The 16,162-nt window shown below is 41.4% G+C and carries 16 protein-coding genes; 12 read left to right on the top strand and 4 right to left on the bottom strand.

What is annotated here, in order from left to right; translation table 11 throughout:
* The 11 genes from AB5754_RS06580 to AB5754_RS06530 form a co-directional block, all read left to right on the top strand.
* A partial coding sequence (locus AB5754_RS06580) for a CppA C-terminal domain-containing protein (protein WP_368259518.1) occupies positions 1–587 on the top strand: 587 nt, incomplete at its 5' end.
* A 48-nt stretch (positions 588–635) separates the two neighbouring features.
* The gene (locus AB5754_RS06575) at positions 636–1,661 is read left to right on the top strand and encodes a serine hydrolase domain-containing protein (RefSeq protein ID WP_368251178.1); all 1,026 of its coding nucleotides are present in this window, start codon (positions 636–638) and stop codon (positions 1,659–1,661) included.
* Positions 1,662–1,758: 97 nt separating this feature from the next.
* A complete protein-coding gene (gene manA, locus AB5754_RS06570) occupies positions 1,759–2,715 on the top strand; it encodes a mannose-6-phosphate isomerase, class I (RefSeq protein ID WP_368251188.1) in 957 nt (318 codons plus the stop codon).
* Between the two features lie 317 nt (positions 2,716–3,032).
* The gene (locus tag AB5754_RS06565; RefSeq protein WP_368251177.1) at positions 3,033–4,334 is read left to right on the top strand and encodes an ABC transporter substrate-binding protein; all 1,302 of its coding nucleotides are present in this window, start codon (positions 3,033–3,035) and stop codon (positions 4,332–4,334) included.
* A 132-nt stretch (positions 4,335–4,466) separates the two neighbouring features.
* Positions 4,467–5,330: a sugar ABC transporter permease gene (locus AB5754_RS06560; RefSeq protein WP_311832554.1), complete on the top strand. Its 864-nt coding sequence runs from the start codon at positions 4,467–4,469 to the stop codon at positions 5,328–5,330.
* Positions 5,330–6,151 (top strand): carbohydrate ABC transporter permease, encoded by an 822-nt coding sequence (locus tag AB5754_RS06555; RefSeq protein ID WP_311832555.1) that lies wholly within the window; start codon positions 5,330–5,332, stop codon positions 6,149–6,151. Before AB5754_RS06560 ends, AB5754_RS06555 begins: the two co-directional genes overlap by 1 nt.
* Positions 6,152–6,175: 24 nt before the next feature.
* A complete protein-coding gene (locus tag AB5754_RS06550) occupies positions 6,176–8,419 on the top strand; it encodes a glycoside hydrolase family 65 protein (protein ID WP_368251176.1) in 2,244 nt (747 codons plus the stop codon).
* Positions 8,420–8,568: 149 nt separating this feature from the next.
* Complete coding sequence (locus AB5754_RS06545) at positions 8,569–9,516, top strand: LacI family DNA-binding transcriptional regulator (protein ID WP_368251175.1); 948 nt, start codon at positions 8,569–8,571, stop codon at positions 9,514–9,516.
* 202 nt (positions 9,517–9,718) lie between these two features.
* Positions 9,719–10,036 (top strand): PadR family transcriptional regulator, encoded by a 318-nt coding sequence (locus AB5754_RS06540; RefSeq protein WP_311832558.1) that lies wholly within the window; start codon positions 9,719–9,721, stop codon positions 10,034–10,036.
* Entirely contained in the window at positions 10,029–10,610 is a 582-nt protein-coding gene (locus AB5754_RS06535; RefSeq protein WP_368251174.1) for a DUF1700 domain-containing protein, read from the top strand. The genes AB5754_RS06540 and AB5754_RS06535 overlap by 8 nt, the downstream gene beginning before the upstream one ends.
* Positions 10,607–11,020, top strand: coding sequence for a hypothetical protein (locus tag AB5754_RS06530; protein WP_368251173.1), 414 nt, complete (start codon positions 10,607–10,609; stop codon positions 11,018–11,020). Before AB5754_RS06535 ends, AB5754_RS06530 begins: the two co-directional genes overlap by 4 nt.
* Positions 11,021–11,131: 111 nt before the next feature.
* Here the strand turns inward: AB5754_RS06530 and AB5754_RS06525 are convergent, their stop codons facing one another.
* Positions 11,132–12,160 carry a LacI family DNA-binding transcriptional regulator gene (locus AB5754_RS06525; RefSeq protein WP_368251172.1) on the bottom strand — a complete coding sequence of 343 codons (1,029 nt, stop codon included), beginning with the start codon at positions 12,158–12,160 and terminating at the stop codon, positions 11,132–11,134.
* A gap of 242 nt (positions 12,161–12,402) precedes the next feature.
* Between AB5754_RS06525 and AB5754_RS06520 the strand changes: the two genes are divergently transcribed.
* Positions 12,403–13,212: an endonuclease/exonuclease/phosphatase family protein gene (locus AB5754_RS06520; RefSeq protein WP_368251171.1), complete on the top strand. Its 810-nt coding sequence runs from the start codon at positions 12,403–12,405 to the stop codon at positions 13,210–13,212.
* Positions 13,213–13,550: 338 nt separating this feature from the next.
* Here AB5754_RS06520 and AB5754_RS06515 read toward each other — a convergent pair whose 3' ends face one another.
* The 3 genes from AB5754_RS06515 to AB5754_RS06505 form a co-directional block, all read right to left on the bottom strand.
* Positions 13,551–14,261, bottom strand: a complete 711-nt coding sequence (locus AB5754_RS06515) for a type 1 glutamine amidotransferase (RefSeq protein ID WP_368251170.1) — start codon at positions 14,259–14,261, stop codon at positions 13,551–13,553.
* Positions 14,254–15,606: a MurT ligase domain-containing protein gene (locus tag AB5754_RS06510; RefSeq protein ID WP_368251169.1), complete on the bottom strand. Its 1,353-nt coding sequence runs from the start codon at positions 15,604–15,606 to the stop codon at positions 14,254–14,256. The genes AB5754_RS06515 and AB5754_RS06510 overlap by 8 nt, the downstream gene beginning before the upstream one ends.
* A gap of 184 nt (positions 15,607–15,790) precedes the next feature.
* The coding region (locus AB5754_RS06505) for an alpha-hydroxy-acid oxidizing protein (protein WP_368259517.1) at positions 15,791–16,162 on the bottom strand (372 nt) is incomplete at its 5' end.

Here is a 16,162-nt window from a genome sequence, read left to right as displayed (position 1 = left end):
GTTTAGTGATTCCTACTGAAGCAGAGTTAGCAGATATCGCCAAACGAATTCATGACCAGCAATATCCAGTTGTAGAGGCTTTGTGGGATCAAGGTGTAATGGGGATTTTATTAAATGACCCAGAAGGCAATCAAATCGAGCTTTATTATGGTCAACAAGCCCAAGTTCAGGGAAATCCAGAACCATTGGTCTATGAAAAGCTAGCTCAAAAAGCCACTGGAACCTATCCAGTGCTTTCAGAAGCGGTCTTTTTCGATAAGGTTCATTTGAATACCGCAAAACTTGGAGATGAAGATGCTTTTTTACGTTCATTAGGCTTTACTATCGCTGATGAAACTCCAGGGATTCGCGTGCTGAATGAAGGCTGTTTTCACGTGGGGCTGACAGAAAAGAACGGTGGTACTATTGAACAAAAAACCGATGATGTGTTAGGCTTGGACTTTTTGAAATTCAAAGTTAGCCAAGAGGATATTTTGGCTTTAATTCAAGAGTTAAAACAAAATGCCGCAGATTTTTTTGTGGATAAGAAACAGGCCATCGTCACAGTTTATGACCCAACCGGTATCGAATGGTGGTTTACAAAATAAAAGTAGCTGTCAGCAAATTTGTGCTGACAGTTTTTTTGAGGTGAAAAGATGTATCCTAACACGCGCAATTTGATTACGAAAAAACGACAACAAGGAGTCTATCCCGGAGTTAATTATGGATTTTTACAAGGAAATCAAGAACGTTTTTACGGAGAAGGTCTGGCTTCTTTATTACCTCAAAAAGAGCAGATGACGCTGGACAAGCGTTTTGATGTGGCTTCATTAACAAAGGTGGTCTGTACTACTACGATGCTCTTAAAGCTTTGGGAGCAAAAAGTGATTACCTGGGAAGAGTCGGTGAAACATTTTTTGCCCAACTTTCAAGACAGCCGGATTACATTGCGTCATTTACTAACCCACACAGCCAATATTCAAACCTGGATAAATAATCGTGACCAGTTGAATGAAGATCAGTTGCGACAAGCTTATTACGGTTTGACAGCTGGCAACAAGCTAGGCCAAGAAGTAAAATATACTGATGCCGGGACGATTTTATTGGGCTTTATGTTGGAAGAAATCTTCCAGCAAGATGTGGTAGAGATTTTCAAAAAAGAAGTCTTGGAGCCATTAGGTATGAAAAATAGTGGTTTTTTACCTGAGAAAACAGAAATTCCACAAATTGTACCTACAGAAGTGGTGCAGGGCCACTTATTACAAGGGGTGACCCATGATCCTAAAGCCCGAGTACTAGGCAGACATGCCGGCAATGCTGGTTTATTTACTGATTTAGGTGATTTGGCTCGCTTTTGTCGGATGTTTTTGCACCATGGGCGTAATGGGGGTGGTAAGATTTTTTTGCAAGAGTCTACGATTGAGGCGTTATTGCAAGATCAGACGCCATTGAAAAACGGTGGCCGAAGTCTGGGCTGGGATTTACGCTTAGGTGCTAAAAACCAGCCAGCTTTGTTTCATACAGGCTATACGGGAACTTTTTTGTTAATCGACGTAGCAGCCCAAGAAGCCTTTATTTTTTTGAGTAACCGAGTACATCCAGTTGACCATCGAGAAGCCTACCTTCAAGAACGGGACCAGATAATTGCTTGCTATCAAAAAGAACGGGGCATTATTTTCTAAACTAGAGGTAAAAACCTCTAGGAAAATGGTATAATTGTCTATATTTATCAGACCGGACATCTTAAGTGATTGTTTGGGATATTTGAGAGGAGTTTAACTGATGGAACCATTGTTTATGAAACCTGTCTTTCAAGAAAAAATCTGGGGAGGCAATAAGTTACACACGGTTTTTGGTTTTGATTTACCTTCTGAAAAAATTGGGGAAGACTGGGCGATTTCGGCTCATCCTCATGGTGTTAGTATCATTGAAAATGGTCCTTTTAAAGGTCAAACACTGGATACTTTGTGGGCAGAACATCAAGAATTATTCGGCCATCAAGAAGGTCCGGTTTTTCCATTGTTAATTAAAATTTTAGATGCAGAAGATGAATTATCCGTGCAAGTTCACCCAGATGATGCCTATGGACAAGCTCATGAAGGAGAACTAGGAAAGACGGAATGTTGGTATATTATTGATGCAGAACCTGGTGCCGAAATCATCTACGGCCACCATGCCAAAACACGAGAAGAACTGGCTGAAATGATTGAAGCTGGCCGCTGGGATGATTTATTGACCCGGGTACCAGTAAAAAAAGGCGATTTCTTCTATGTACCAAGTGGCACAATTCACGCCATTGGTAAAGGAATCATGATTTTAGAAACCCAACAGTCTTCTGACACCACTTATCGGGTCTACGATTACGACCGGAAAGATGCTAAAGGCAATTTGCGAGAACTCCATATCCAACAATCCATTGATGTAACTACAGCACCTGCCCGGACGCCTGAATTGTCCATTAGTGAAGTGAAACAAGGAGCTTCTTCTATTGTGACTTATTTGCAAACGGATTTCTTCAATGTTTATGAATGGCAAGTTCGCGGTAATTTAACAATTAAAGCCGGCGCGCCTTATACATTGATGACGGTAATCGATGGTTTTGGTAAATTAGTTGTTGAAGGAAAAAGCTATGATATGCCAAAAGGAACCAGCTGCATAATTCCAAATGGGATTGCAACTTGGAAAATTGAAGGGGACTGTGACATCATTGCTTCGGAACCCGGAACAAAAGCATAAACAAAAAAAGAGGCCACGGCCTCTTTTTTTTGCTCTGGAAATGATTGCAATCGATTGCGCAGTCTTTCACTTTTGAAATCTTAAAAATAAAAACTTGCTTGGTGTAAAGAAACTTTTTTAAGGATTGATCTGAATTACAATTTTCATGGGATAATAGCTGTTGTTAAAAGCATTTCATCTTGATTGTTTGTCCTTAAATGAACTGATTCTTTGTTCTTCGAGGAATTCTGTTACCGGTAACATTGAGAAATCGGTTGCACCAGGAAGCGTTTTCCGGCATAATATGACTTGTAAATAAACAATTGGAGGGTATGTAAATGAGAATCGTGAATTTGAAGAAAATGGGAATTGCACTACTGTCAGTTGGAATGATCGCCACTATGGCTGCCTGTGGGAACGCCGGTGATAGCAAGGACACTGCATCAGAAGACCAAGTCACTGTTGATATCTTTCAGTTTAAAGTTGAATTCAAAGATCAGTTTGAAGCTTTAGCAAAACAATATGAAAAAGCTAACCCAGACGTGAAAATCAATATTGAAACCGTGGGTGGGGGATCTGATTACGGTGCAGCTTTGAAATCTAAATTCTCCTCTGGCAACGAACCAACTATCTACAATGTAGGTGGACCAGAAGATGTAGAAGTTTGGCAAGACAAATTAGCTGATCTCAGCGATACAAAAGCCGCAAAAGCTGCTTTAGACGGTACGTTAGCTGGTGTGACCAATGATAAAGGAATGTTCGGCTTGCCTTATAACGTAGAAGGGTATGGCGTGCTTTACAATAAAGCCATCTTTGAAAAAGCTGGCATTGACGCTACGGAAATCAAGAGCTTAGATGATTTAGAAGCGGCAGCAAAAACATTAGATGAGAAGAAAGATGAGCTAGGCATCGATGCTCCATTTGCATTAGCAGCTAAAGAAAAATGGATTACTGGATTACATTCTTCCAACGCCTTTTTAAATGCCGAATTCAACAATGATGTAACGGAAGCTTATAATGCGAAAACTGTAGAATTCAAATACGGCGATCAATTTAAGAAATACATCGACATTAGCAATGAATATTCTGTTCAACCAACCAATAGCTTAGACTACTCCCAACAAATTGAACAACTTTTCTCCAATGGGAAAGTAGCCATGACCCAACAAGGAAACTGGGTTTACAATTCGATTGCAGATATTAACGAAGACATTGCGGAAAATGACATCGGCTTGTTGCCAATTCCAATTGATGGGGTATCAGAAGGAACCATTCCAGTTGGGGTACCAATGTATTGGGGCGTTAACTCCAATGTGGATGAAGAAAAACAAGAAGCAGCCAAAGACTTCTTGGATTACTTGTACACAACGGATGAAGGAAAAGACTTTATCTTAGAAGAATTCAAATTCGTACCTGCCTACAGCGGTTTTGATACAGACAAGATTTCTGACCCATTGTCTAAAGAAGTATACAGCTATTACACAGATGACAAAGCAACTGGTTGGGTCTTCATGGGTTACCCAGCAGGCTGGGGTGAAAATACTCTAGGAGCTGAAATCCAACGTTACGTAGCTGGTGATGCAACTTGGGAAGAAATTATCCAAACTTCTAAAGATGCTTGGGCTGACGCACGGAAATAAAATGTAGAATGAAGTATGCATGAAGCAGGCGGTGGCAAAAGGACAGCCGTCAGAGGCTAGCAGGAAAACTGCAAGGCATCTGCCGAGGACTTTGGTCCCCCTGCTTTTTGTTACATATGAGGGGGTAGTCTTGTGAAATATCAAAAGAAAACATGGTTTTATCTTTTCACTGCACCAGTGGTTATTGCACTTTTTGCTGTAGTAGTTGCACCTTTTATCTTTGGTTTTTATTATTCTTTTTCTGATTGGAACGGGGTTAGTGAAGCAACCATTGTCGGTTTTAAAAATTACACCACTTTATTTTCTGACAGTGGCTTTTGGAGTTCCATTTGGTTTACTGTGAAATTTGCAGTTGTTGCCATTGTTTTGATTAATGTGATTGGTTTAGGCCTGGCTTTATTAGTTACCAGCAAGTTTAAAGGTGCCAATCTTTTGCGAACCATCTTCTTTATGCCGAATTTAATTGGTGGTTTGATTTTAGGTTTTATTTGGCAGTTTATCTTTATTAATGCCTTTAGCGCTGTAGGTACAGCCGTGGGAATGGATGGACTGAAAACTTGGCTGTCCACTACTCAAACGGGTTTTTGGGCGTTGGTCATCGTCATGTGCTGGCAAATGTCTGGCTACATCATGGTCATTTACATCTCTTATATTCAAGGTGTGGATGAGTCATTATTGGAAGCCGCTGATCTGGATGGCGCCACTGCTTGGCAGAAGTTTTGGAATGTGAAATTCCCGTTGATTATGCCTGGTTTTACCGTTAGTTTGTTTATGACCTTGTCCAACTGTTTCAAACTCTACGATCAAAACTTATCCTTAACGGGTGGGGGACCTTACAATTCCACGCAAATGGTGGCGATGAATATTTACAACACTGCCTTTGTGGAAAATAAAATGGGCTACGCACAATCAAAAGCCATCATCTTCTTCTTGTTCGTAGCGATTATTTCCTTGACCCAAGTTTATGTGACTAAGAGAAAAGAGGTTGAAGCATAATGGAAAAGAAAAAATATTCCCAGTTGTTTCGGGCGTTTTTAGGCTTTTTGCTAGGTTTAGTCTGGCTAGTGCCCTTTTACTTAATGCTCAGCAACTCTTTTAAATCAAAACAAGAAATTTTTACTTCTCCTTTGAAATTACCAAAGGATTTTACTTGGAGCAACTATCCTGAAGCCTTTGAACAATTGGACTTCCTGAAGACGCTAGCCAATTCTTTACTGATTACCGTCGTCAGTGTAGTAATCATCGTAATTTTTTCTGCCATGGCTGCTTATGCTTTAGAGCGGATTAAATCTAAGTTGAGTTCAGTGCTCTTTATGGCTTTTGTGGCAGCGATGTTAGTGCCTTTCCAGTCGGTTATGATTCCGTTGATTTCCATCTTTGGGAATATTGAAATGTTAAACCAAGTGGGAATCATCTTTATGTATCTTGGTTTTGGAGCGAGTATGTCGATCTTCTTGTACCACGGAGCGTTAAAAGCTATTCCAAAAGCTTTGGATGAAGCGGCAATCATTGACGGGGCCAATCGTTTTCAAGTGTTCTGGAAAGTGATTTTCCCGATGTTGAAGCCGACAACGGTTACCGTGGCTTTGTTAAATACCATGTGGATTTGGAATGACTACCTCTTGCCTTCTTTAGTCATCAACTCTCCAGAAACTCAAACCATTCCATTGAAGATGTTTTTCTTCTTTGGTCAATACACAAAACAATGGCATCTAGCGCTAGCAGGCCTGGTTATCGCCATCTTACCGGTTATCATCTTCTACTTCTTCATGCAAAAGCAAATCATCAAAGGGGTAGCAGAAGGTTCGGTGAAATAATTCAGACAAAGGAGTTTAATTCAAATGAAGCGATTATTTGAAGTTGATCCATGGAAATTAATCACTCATAAACTAGAGCCTACTGAAAAACGGCTGCAAGAATCCCTAACTGCCATTGGTAATGGGTTTATGGGTATGCGGGGGAATTTTGAAGAAAGTTATTCCGGGGATCATCATTTGGGGACCTATTTTGCTGGTGTCTGGTATCCGGATAAAACACGGGTTGGCTGGTGGAAAAATGGCTACCCTGATTATTTTGGCAAAGTGATTAATGGCATTAATTTTGCTGGAGTGGCGCTGAAAGTCAATGAAACGGAAATCGACTTGGCTAAAATTCCTTACGAAGATTTCTACTTGGAATTGGATATGGCAACGGGAATTTTGCAACGGAACTATACGGTAACTGTGGCTGGTGCCAAAGTTCGTTTTTCATTCCAGCGTTTTTTGAGCATTGTGAAACAAGAATTAGCAGCCATTAAAATCACAGCAGAAGTGCTGACAGGTACGGCTACGATTGAAATGACTTCTCGACTTGACGGGGATGTGACTAATGAAGACAGCAACTACGATGAACATTTTTGGGAAGAAATCGCCGGTGGGCAAGAAGCAGAGTTTGATTATTTAACTGTGCGTACGATTCCCAACAACTTCGGCATTGACCGCTTTACCGTCACCGCTGCTATGAAACACAATGCAGCTGGCAAGTTTACCAAAGAAGCCTTAAAAGTCAGTGAAAGTTTCACTTGGCAATTAGTAGCAGGAGAGTCTTGTGAGCTAATTAAAACGGTTTTGGTCGTGACTAGCCGTGATGTGCCCCAAAGCGAACACGTAGCAACAATCGCTGCCCTTTATAAAGAATATGGTCATGATTACGAAGCCTTAAAAACCGAGCAAATTGCTGCTTGGAAGGAACGGTGGCGGCAAGCAGATGTGGAGATTTCCGGAGATGCAGAAGCCCAACAAGGAATCCGCTTTAACCTTTTCCAACTCTTCGCTACTTATTACGGGGAAGACAGTCGCTTAAATGTGGGACCTAAAGGCTTCACCGGTGAAAAATACGGTGGGGCGACTTACTGGGATACGGAAGCCTATATCATTCCCATGTACCTCTCTGTAGCTCAACCAAGTGTTACCAAAAAATTATTGGAGTACCGCTTGAATCAATTGTCAGGGGCCCATATTAATGCCCAAAGACAAGGTCTAAAAGGGGCACTGTATCCGATGGTGACGTTTACCGGGGTGGAATGTCACAATGAATGGGAAATTACCTTTGAAGAGCTTCATCGAAATGGGGCAATTATCCATGCGATTCACAACTACACCACTTATACCGGAGACGAAAGCTATCGTCTAGGAGAAGGATTGCCGGTAATTGTTGAAGTAGCTCGTTTTTGGGCAGATCGTGTTCATTATTCTAAAATCAAAGCATGCTATATGATTCACGGGGTTACCGGTCCGAATGAATACGAAAATAATGTGAACAATAACTGGTATACCAACTATATGGCTCGTTGGATTTTGCGCTACGCTTCTGAGAGTGTGAAACTAGCCAAAGACAATCAGCTAAAAGTGACACCGGAAGAGTTAAGTCAGTGGCAAGAAATTGCTGATAACATGTATTTACCAGAAGATGATAAACGCGGGATTTTTGTCCAACACGATACTTTCTTGGATAAGGATTTAATGCCAGTTTCTGAATTAGATCCTAGTGAACGGCCTTTAAATCAACACTGGTCTTGGGATAAAATTTTGCGTTCTTGCTTTATTAAACAAGCCGATGTTCTACAGGCCATGTACTTTTTCCCAGAAAACTTCAATCAAGGAGAAAAAGAGCGGAATTTTGATTTCTATGAACCGATGACCGTTCACGAGTCTTCCTTGTCCCCTTGTGTCCATGCGATTATCGCTGCTGAACTAGGCCGGGAAGAAAAAGCGGTGGAAATGTACAAACGCACAGCTCGCCTTGATTTGGACAACTACAATAACGATACCGAAGACGGTTTACACATCACGTCCATGTCCGGAAGCTGGCTTGCGATTGTTCGAGGCTTTGCGGGGATGCGTACATCAGCAGGGCTTTCCTTTGCGCCATTTTGTCCGGCTGACTGGAGTGGCTATCGCTTTAGAGTAAACTATCGTGAACGTCTATTAGATGTGCGAGTGACTTCTGATACCATGACCTTAACCTTAGAATCTGGAGCACCACTAGCACTCACTGTCTTTGATCAAGAAATCGACTTACAGGATACAGTGACGTTGATGTTGTAATCCGTAATGGAAAAACTTTAGTCTAATTCTTTCCCTGATTGTTAGTCCTCTGGGCTGTAATCAGGGATTTCTTATTGAAAAGAGGCTAGCAAGTTTTTTATTCCATGTTATAATTTAAATAAATAAAGCGACTTTTGGGAGAGATTTTTATGACGACCTTATCAGATGTTGCCAAACGGGCCAATGTCTCAAAAATGACGGTCTCCCGGGTATTAAATCATCCGGAACAAGTCACAGAAGAACTGAAAGCCTTGGTTCATCAAGCCATGAAAGAACTGGATTATCAACCTAATGTAGCGGCTAAAGCTTTAGTCAGCAATCGTTCTCAAGTGATTAAGGTCTATATTTTAGAAGAAATCGATACAACCGAACCTTATTTTATGTATTTATTAATGGGGATTGCTTCTGCTGTGGGAAAGACCCAGTATTCCCTGCAATTGGTCACCAGTGAATTAACAGATCAAGGCAATTGTGATGGGTATATCATCACTGGTTTTCGTCAAGGGGACTTTGAATGGATACGAGCCTTGGATAAGCCGGTGATTCTCTTTGGGGAAAATACCCAGGGCTTTGACTTTGTAGACAGTGATAATCGTCACGGCACCCGTATTTCAACTAAATATGCCTATAGCCGCGGTTATCAGCGTTTAATCTATATCGGCATTGACGTGGATGAACCCTTTGAATTGTCCCGAGAATCGGGTTATTTAGAAGTGATGAAAGATTTAGGCTTAACCCCAGAGATTCATCGCTTTGAAAATAGCTCTAGAGCGGCGGAAAATTTTATTATTGAACACTGGGGGAAATTAGGTACAGAGACTTGTTTTATTTGTAGTTCAGACCGCTTGGCGTTAGGGATTGAGCGGGGCATTTTGATACAAGGAGGCAAAGTGCCCCAAGACTTTGGTGTAATCGGTTTTGATGGGGTCTTTTTGGATCAAGTTAGTTCGCCTAAATTAACTACGTGCAAACAACCCATTGTGAAAATGGGAGAAACTTGTGGGGAGCTTTTGGTTAAGAAAATCAATGAAGAAGGGGCTTCTCAAGGCATTCGACGCTTTTTACCAATTTTAGAAGTCCGAGAGTCCACTTGTTAATGAAAATAGTGAAAGTCACAGCCGTTTAGGTAATTTTCCTAAACGGTTTTTTTGTAGATTATGTTTGGCTTCACAAACTCGTTCCGCCCTTTTTATACATCAATTAACTGAGCAATCTCGGACTTGAGACTGATTTTTACTGAGTAAGCTTGACGGTTAATACTATGCAACGTATAGTATTATGTGTAAGGTGGTGTTGAGAATGGACAGTCAGTTAAAACGCGGTTTAGTCGAATACTGTGTTTTAGCCAATTTGGCTGAGGGGGATTCCTATGGTTATGAAATCGTGAAGGCTATCAGTAAGCTGATGCCCATTACGGAGTCCACATTGTATCCCATCTTAAAGCGCTTGGAACAACAGGCGAAAGTCAAAACTTATTCCAAGGAACACAACGGCCGCTTGCGTAAGTATTATCAAATTACCGCCACAGGTCATGAGAGTATTTTGGAGTTTTTAGTCAGCTGGCAAGAAGTGGAGAAAATCCACCAGTATATTAAAGGGAGTGTGGAGAATGGATAGAATTACGTTTATCAATGAGCTGAGCCAAGCTTTAAGCTATCGGGTACGCCCCCGAGAAGTTCATCAACTGGTGGAATACTATGATGAAATGATTTTGGATTTAATGGAAGATGGCTTAAGTGAAACAGAAGCTGTGGCAAAATTAGGCAATCCAGAAGATTTAGCCCAAGAAGCCGCAGGAGAAGTTTCGGATTTTGAAGTAGAAGTGCCCAAACGCTTTAACTGGCTGTTTGTGTTGATTGCCGTTTTAGGTTTTCCGTTATGGGGAAGCTTGTTACTGGCTGCTGTTTTAGTCATTTTAAGTATGTATCTTGTGATTTGGTGTTTGCCGTTTTGTACGGGGGTCTTTGGCTTAGCGGCAACGTTTGCTGGCTTAGTAAGTGTGGTGTTTAGCAGTTTTGCTCTTCGTGACGGCTTGTTTGTAGCAATCACCCAATTAGGGATTGGTGTGCTGTTTTTTGGTTTGGGGATATTGTCTATAATAGCCACTATTAAAATTAGTTCAGTCTTTGTCAAAATTAGTCGCAATGTCACTAGTCGGCTCTTTCATGGCAGAAGGAGGGTTCACCTATGAAAATCAATCAACGTTTCATCGTCAAACTCGCATTGGGCTTTGTGGCCATTGGTGGAGTATTAATTTTAGTAGGCTTTGCTATGTCTGGTTTTTCTTGGCAAGCCTACACTAGTGATCATCACGCTTGGTACCGCACGTTTACTGTTTCTGGAGATAATTTTGAGATGGGGATGCACATGGATAGGATGGATTCCCAAGAAGAAGCGTACGAGCAAGCCGCTGAAGAAGCAGAAGAAAGCCGAGAATTAGCAGCAGAGCAACAAGAAGAACAGGCTGAAACCATTAATGAACTCAAAGAAGATCTTGCAGAATTGCGCAGTGAAGCCGAGGAATTACAAGGGGTGGATCGTCAAAAAGCCGCTGAAGTGGAAGCTTTAATTGATAAACTGGAGGATGTTTTAGCAAAATAGGTTAAGAAAATAAAATTCCCATAGCCAGATAGTCAATATCTGCTATGGGGATTTTTTTATCGACTAAGATGATAAACCAAGTCTAACTTCTATTTGGTTAAACGAATTTGTTCAGTCTGTTTTATCCATCAATTCTGTTTCAATTACCGTTTCTCGTAAAATCAAGCGATGGGGAACAATCACTTTTACGCCTTCACTTAGGCGACGATTAAGCTGATCTAGCAGTTTTTGGGTAGCCAGTTTACCTAATAAAGCCACATCCACATCGATACTGGTAATATAAGGATGGGTCAAAGTGGAGAAAATCGAATTGTTAAAGCTGATAACAGAAAGATTTTCTGGTACCTTGTAGCCGTACATATTCGCCAACTGCATAATGCGTACGGCAAATAAGTCGTCAATCACCACTAATGCGGTAGGCTTAATTGTTTTTAAGGTTTCCTCAAAGTCCAAGTAGTCTTCTGGTTTTTCAAAGGTTACCGCCGACCAAGTAGGGAAGTTGGCCATCATTAACGCCTTTTGATAGCCAAAAAAACGTTCAAAGTAAAGGTTTTCTCGGGTAGTATTAGTGGCAAAGAGAATCCGCTCATGACCTCGATCAATTAGGAACTGAGTAGCTTGTTTGCCTAAGAGCTGGTTGTCGTTGTCCACGTAGACAATGTTTTCTTCGTATTGGTAGGGCTGGCCGATTAACGTAAATGGAATCTGATTTTGATGCAAATATTCGATTACCGGATCATGATTGACAGAATAGGTCAATATAAACCCGTCCACTTGTTTTTGCAAGTGCATCCGTTTGACGTTTTCTAGTAATGTGTCAAAGTCGGGAGCCGAGGCCACTGCCACAGACATTTGGGCGAGACTGGCTTCTTCATTGACTGATTCAATGGTTTCTAAATAAAAGGGATTTCCTAAGCGCTCTTTGGAATCCAATGGGGGTAAAATCACACCAATGGCACTGGCAATTTGTTTGCCTAAGTTGCGGGCGGCCATATTCGGAACATAACCAAGTTCTTCCATGACTTTGCGAACTTTTTTCTTGGTTTCCTCGGAGATACTGGGATGGTCATTAATCACCCGGGAAACGGTGGAAGTGGCCACTCCCGCTTTTTTAGCAACTTCTTTAACAGTGATGCTCATCACTTTCGCTCCTTTATCTACAAAACTACGTAACAATTGTTGGATACTTTTATAATAAATGCAATCGGTTGCATGGTCAAGAAAAAGGTTATCCTTTGTGGACAATAACCCTTTCCATCAAAAGAAAGATTTTAGTTCAGGTAATTACAAAAGCAATTGCCTTTTCTTCAGTAAGCAATAACTTGAGATTTTTGCTAGAATGAGTAAGAAAGCTGTGAGTTAGGAAGAAAGAAGGACCATATATGAAGATATTGACCTTAAATACCCGTAGTTGGGTGGATGACAACAAGGAACAACTGCCAATTTTGGCAACAGAAATTGCCAAAGAGGATTATGATGTGATTGCTTTACAAGAAGTGAACCAATCAAAAGACGCTACAGAAGCTTATCTGGATGGCTTTTACTGCCCCACTTTGACTGATGCTGCGATTAAAGCTGATAATTTTGCTTTAAAATTAGTAGAAGCGTTGCAAGTGAAAGACAAAGAATATTATTGGAGCTGGAGTTTTTGTCATTATGGCTATGAACCCTTTGAAGAAGGCGTGGCTTTATTAAGTAAGGAACCGATGATTGCCAAGGACTATGTGGTAACGGAAACCGAAGACTACAAAGCAGATCATGGACGGCGGATTTTAGTGGGGTTAACCGCAGGAGACGGCCAGTTGATTCAAGTGGTTTCTGGTCATTTTGATTGGTGGCAGGAACATTTTGCCAGTGAGTGGCAAAAAACGTTAGTTGATGTAGGGACGGAGCACGCGTTAATTGTGGCTGGAGATTTTAACGAACCAGCACAAGGACCGGGGTATCAGTTGATTTTAGCTAGTTCTGATTTACAAGATGCTTTTACAGCGGCAAAAGAGCGCTATGGTGAATTTACTGTGCCGGGAGAAATTGCTGGCTGGGAAGGGGACAAAGAAGCCAAGCGGGTGGACTATGTCTTTGCGGATGCCAATTTTGAAGTTCTTTCGTATGAAGTGACTTTTGATGGCAAAAAAGCCCCCCAGATTAGTGATCACTATGGCGTGAGTGCTGTAATAAGATTTAAAGAGTAGAAAAGGGGCTGTGACAGAAGTCTCAGTCCAGTCCTGCGAACCGAACATTACTATACGTAAGACACAAGCAAAAGAATCTTATCTTCCACTAAAAATTTTGGAAGATAAGATTCTTTTCATTGTTAAAAATTTCAAAGGCGCTCTAACCTTGATTACATCAAGCTAAGAGCGCCTAATTCACTTTTTCTTTTTACACATATGGTAACGTTGGTTCTACGGTCTAAACTGAGACTTTTATCACGATTATTTCCAAGCGTACATTTCATCGATAAACACTATGCAATATTTGCGATTTATACCGTAATTATTACTTTTGTCACACTTCCTTTTTGAATAGCTTAAGCGCTGATTTGTTCTTGAATCACCTCAAAAGCAGGGATGTCCAAGTCCTTGCCGTAGCGATTTTCCAAGGCAGTTTTTAACAAACGGTAGCCTAAAATTGGATTGCGGGCGAGAATCGGACCATGGAAGTAAGAACAGAAGACATTTTTGTAAATCGCGCCTTCTGATTGGTCTTCGTTGTTGTTACCGTGACCTTCTTTGACTGTGCCTAAAGGTTGTTCGCCTTTACCTAAGAATGTACGACCGTTATGGTTTTCAAAGCCGTAGTAGGTTTCGTTAAATTCAGGATTGTGAATGACGATGTCACCAATATAGCGGTTGTTGTCTTGGCTTAGTGTATAGTGATCCAAAGCGCCAATTCCTTGAATTTTTTCACCATGAGCCCCCATGTAATAGTGACCCAATAGTTGATAACCACCACAGATCGCTAACATGACTTTGCCTTCTTCAATATAGCGGGTGAGGTCTTCTTTTTTGTCTTGAATATCTTCTGAGACAATCAATTGTTCAAAATCTTGTCCGCCACCAAAGAAAGTTAAGTCATATTTGTCAGGGTTAAACGGTTCATGGATACTGACCACTTCACTGGCAAGGTCGATGTTCATCTTAGTTGCGAGATACTTTAGCATCAAAAGATTGCCATTATCTCCATAAGTGTTTAATAAATTGCCATACAAATGGGCCATGTTTAGTTGATACTTAGCCACGATCCATTCCTCCTTTAATATAGCCTTTTTCCGCTAATTTCTTTCGCAGTTGCAAGACCGCGGTGTAGGTCGCCAGAATATAGACATGTTCCGTAGGCAATTTAAGAATCGCTGAAATTACATGATCCAAATCTTTTATTTCCGTTAATTTATCTGGTGCAATCCCGGCTACTTTCAAACGTAAAGCCATATCTTCGTGACGTTCACCACCGGCAATGACAGCTGGCAAATCCATTTCGGCGAAGGCTTCATGATTTCCGTCCCAAATCCAGCTGACGTCAATGCCATCTGCATAATTCGCATTTAGCAAAGCCACTAAAGAAAAAGGATAGGGGGAGAGACCAATCATATCGATCACTTGGTTCAAGCCCACCGGATTTTTTACTAAAACTAAAGTACATTGCTTGCCTTCGATATTAATCACTTCTTGGCGACCGAAGACTTTTTCGTCGTAAGCTAGTCCAGCCCGGATTTTTTCTGGCGTCACCTGGTAGTATTCCGCCACGCTAGCTGCAGCTAAGGCGTTGTAGACGTTGTACATGCCACCCACTTCGATGCCGTAGTTTTCCCCGTCAATGACAAAGTTTGCAGAAGTGTTATCCATGTGAGTGACTTCTGTCAATTTATAATCTAACTCAGGACGATGGAAACCACAGTTGGGGCAGTAATACTTGCCCAAGTTGGCGTACGTAATCATTTGATAATGTAAAACGTGATGACATTTCGGACACAAGACTCCGTCAGTATTGTAATGAGCCAGTTGTTCTTGATCCGGTAAATGATCAAAGCCATAGTATTTCCGTGGGTTCACCGTTTCCAATGAGTTAAAAATCGGGGAATCACCATTGGCTAAAATCAAGGCTTCGGGCGCTTTGGCCGCACCTTCTACGATCAGACGATAGGTGGTATAGATTTCCCCATACCGATCCATTTGATCCCGGAAAATATTGGTAAAGACCAAAAGTTCCGGCTTGATGTATTCTGTCACTTTGGAAAGACTGGCTTCGTCGATTTCTAAGACGGCGAAGTTTTTTTGATTTTTCTTCGGTTTGGCACCTAAGAAAGTGGAAACAATCCCTTGAACCATATTGGCTCCCGTAGGATTGGTTAAGACTTCATCGTATTGCTGTTTTAAAATATTCACCGTTAAAGCAGTGGTTAAGGTTTTGCCGTTGGTGCCGGTGACCACCACTACTTCATAAAGATCAGAGAAATGATCTAAAACATGGGGATCAATTTTTAAGGCAAGTTTGCCGGGATAACTCGATCCGCCTTTGAAAAAAGTTTTTAAAATCCATTGGGCGCTTTTTCCGGCGGCAATGGCTAGCTGACTACGTAAACTCATGGATTGTGAGCCTCCAATTACAAGATGCGTTTGGCAAAAACTGCGCCAAAGTTCAACTTATCATACCATAGGAACAAAATTGAGGAAAATACCTTTTCTCAAGTCTTAAGAAACCCTAGTGATTGGACAAAAAAAGAACAAGTCAGGTGTGCTGCCTAACTTGTTCTTAAACCTGTTATAAAACTTAAAATTGAACCAATGGGGTGTTTTTAATTGCCTCGATGGTTGGGGTACCTGCTAGTTGCATGGTGATGGCTAATTCTTTGTTTAAATGATCAAAGACGGCTTTAACCCCTTCGGCACCCCCAAGGTTTAATCCGTAAATCACCGGACGACCGATGGCTACTAAATCGGCACCACTGGCTAATGCTTTAAAGACGTGTTCTCCCCGACGAATGCCAGAATCAAAAATAACCGGTACCCGTTTGGCAACAACTTTAGCAATGCCAGGCAAAACATCAAAGGAAGCAGGCCCCCCATCTAATTGACGGCCACCGTGATTGGAAACCCAAATGCCGTCCGCACCAGCTTGAATGGCAGCTTCCGCATCCAATGG

The sequence above is a fragment of the Enterococcus sp. 2201sp1_2201st1_C11_2201SCRN_220225 genome (genome assembly GCF_040925905.1).
In the GTDB taxonomy this organism is placed as follows: Bacteria; Bacillota; Bacilli; order Lactobacillales; family Enterococcaceae; genus Enterococcus_C; species Enterococcus_C asini_A.
This window is presented reverse-complemented; position numbering and strand designations above follow the sequence as displayed.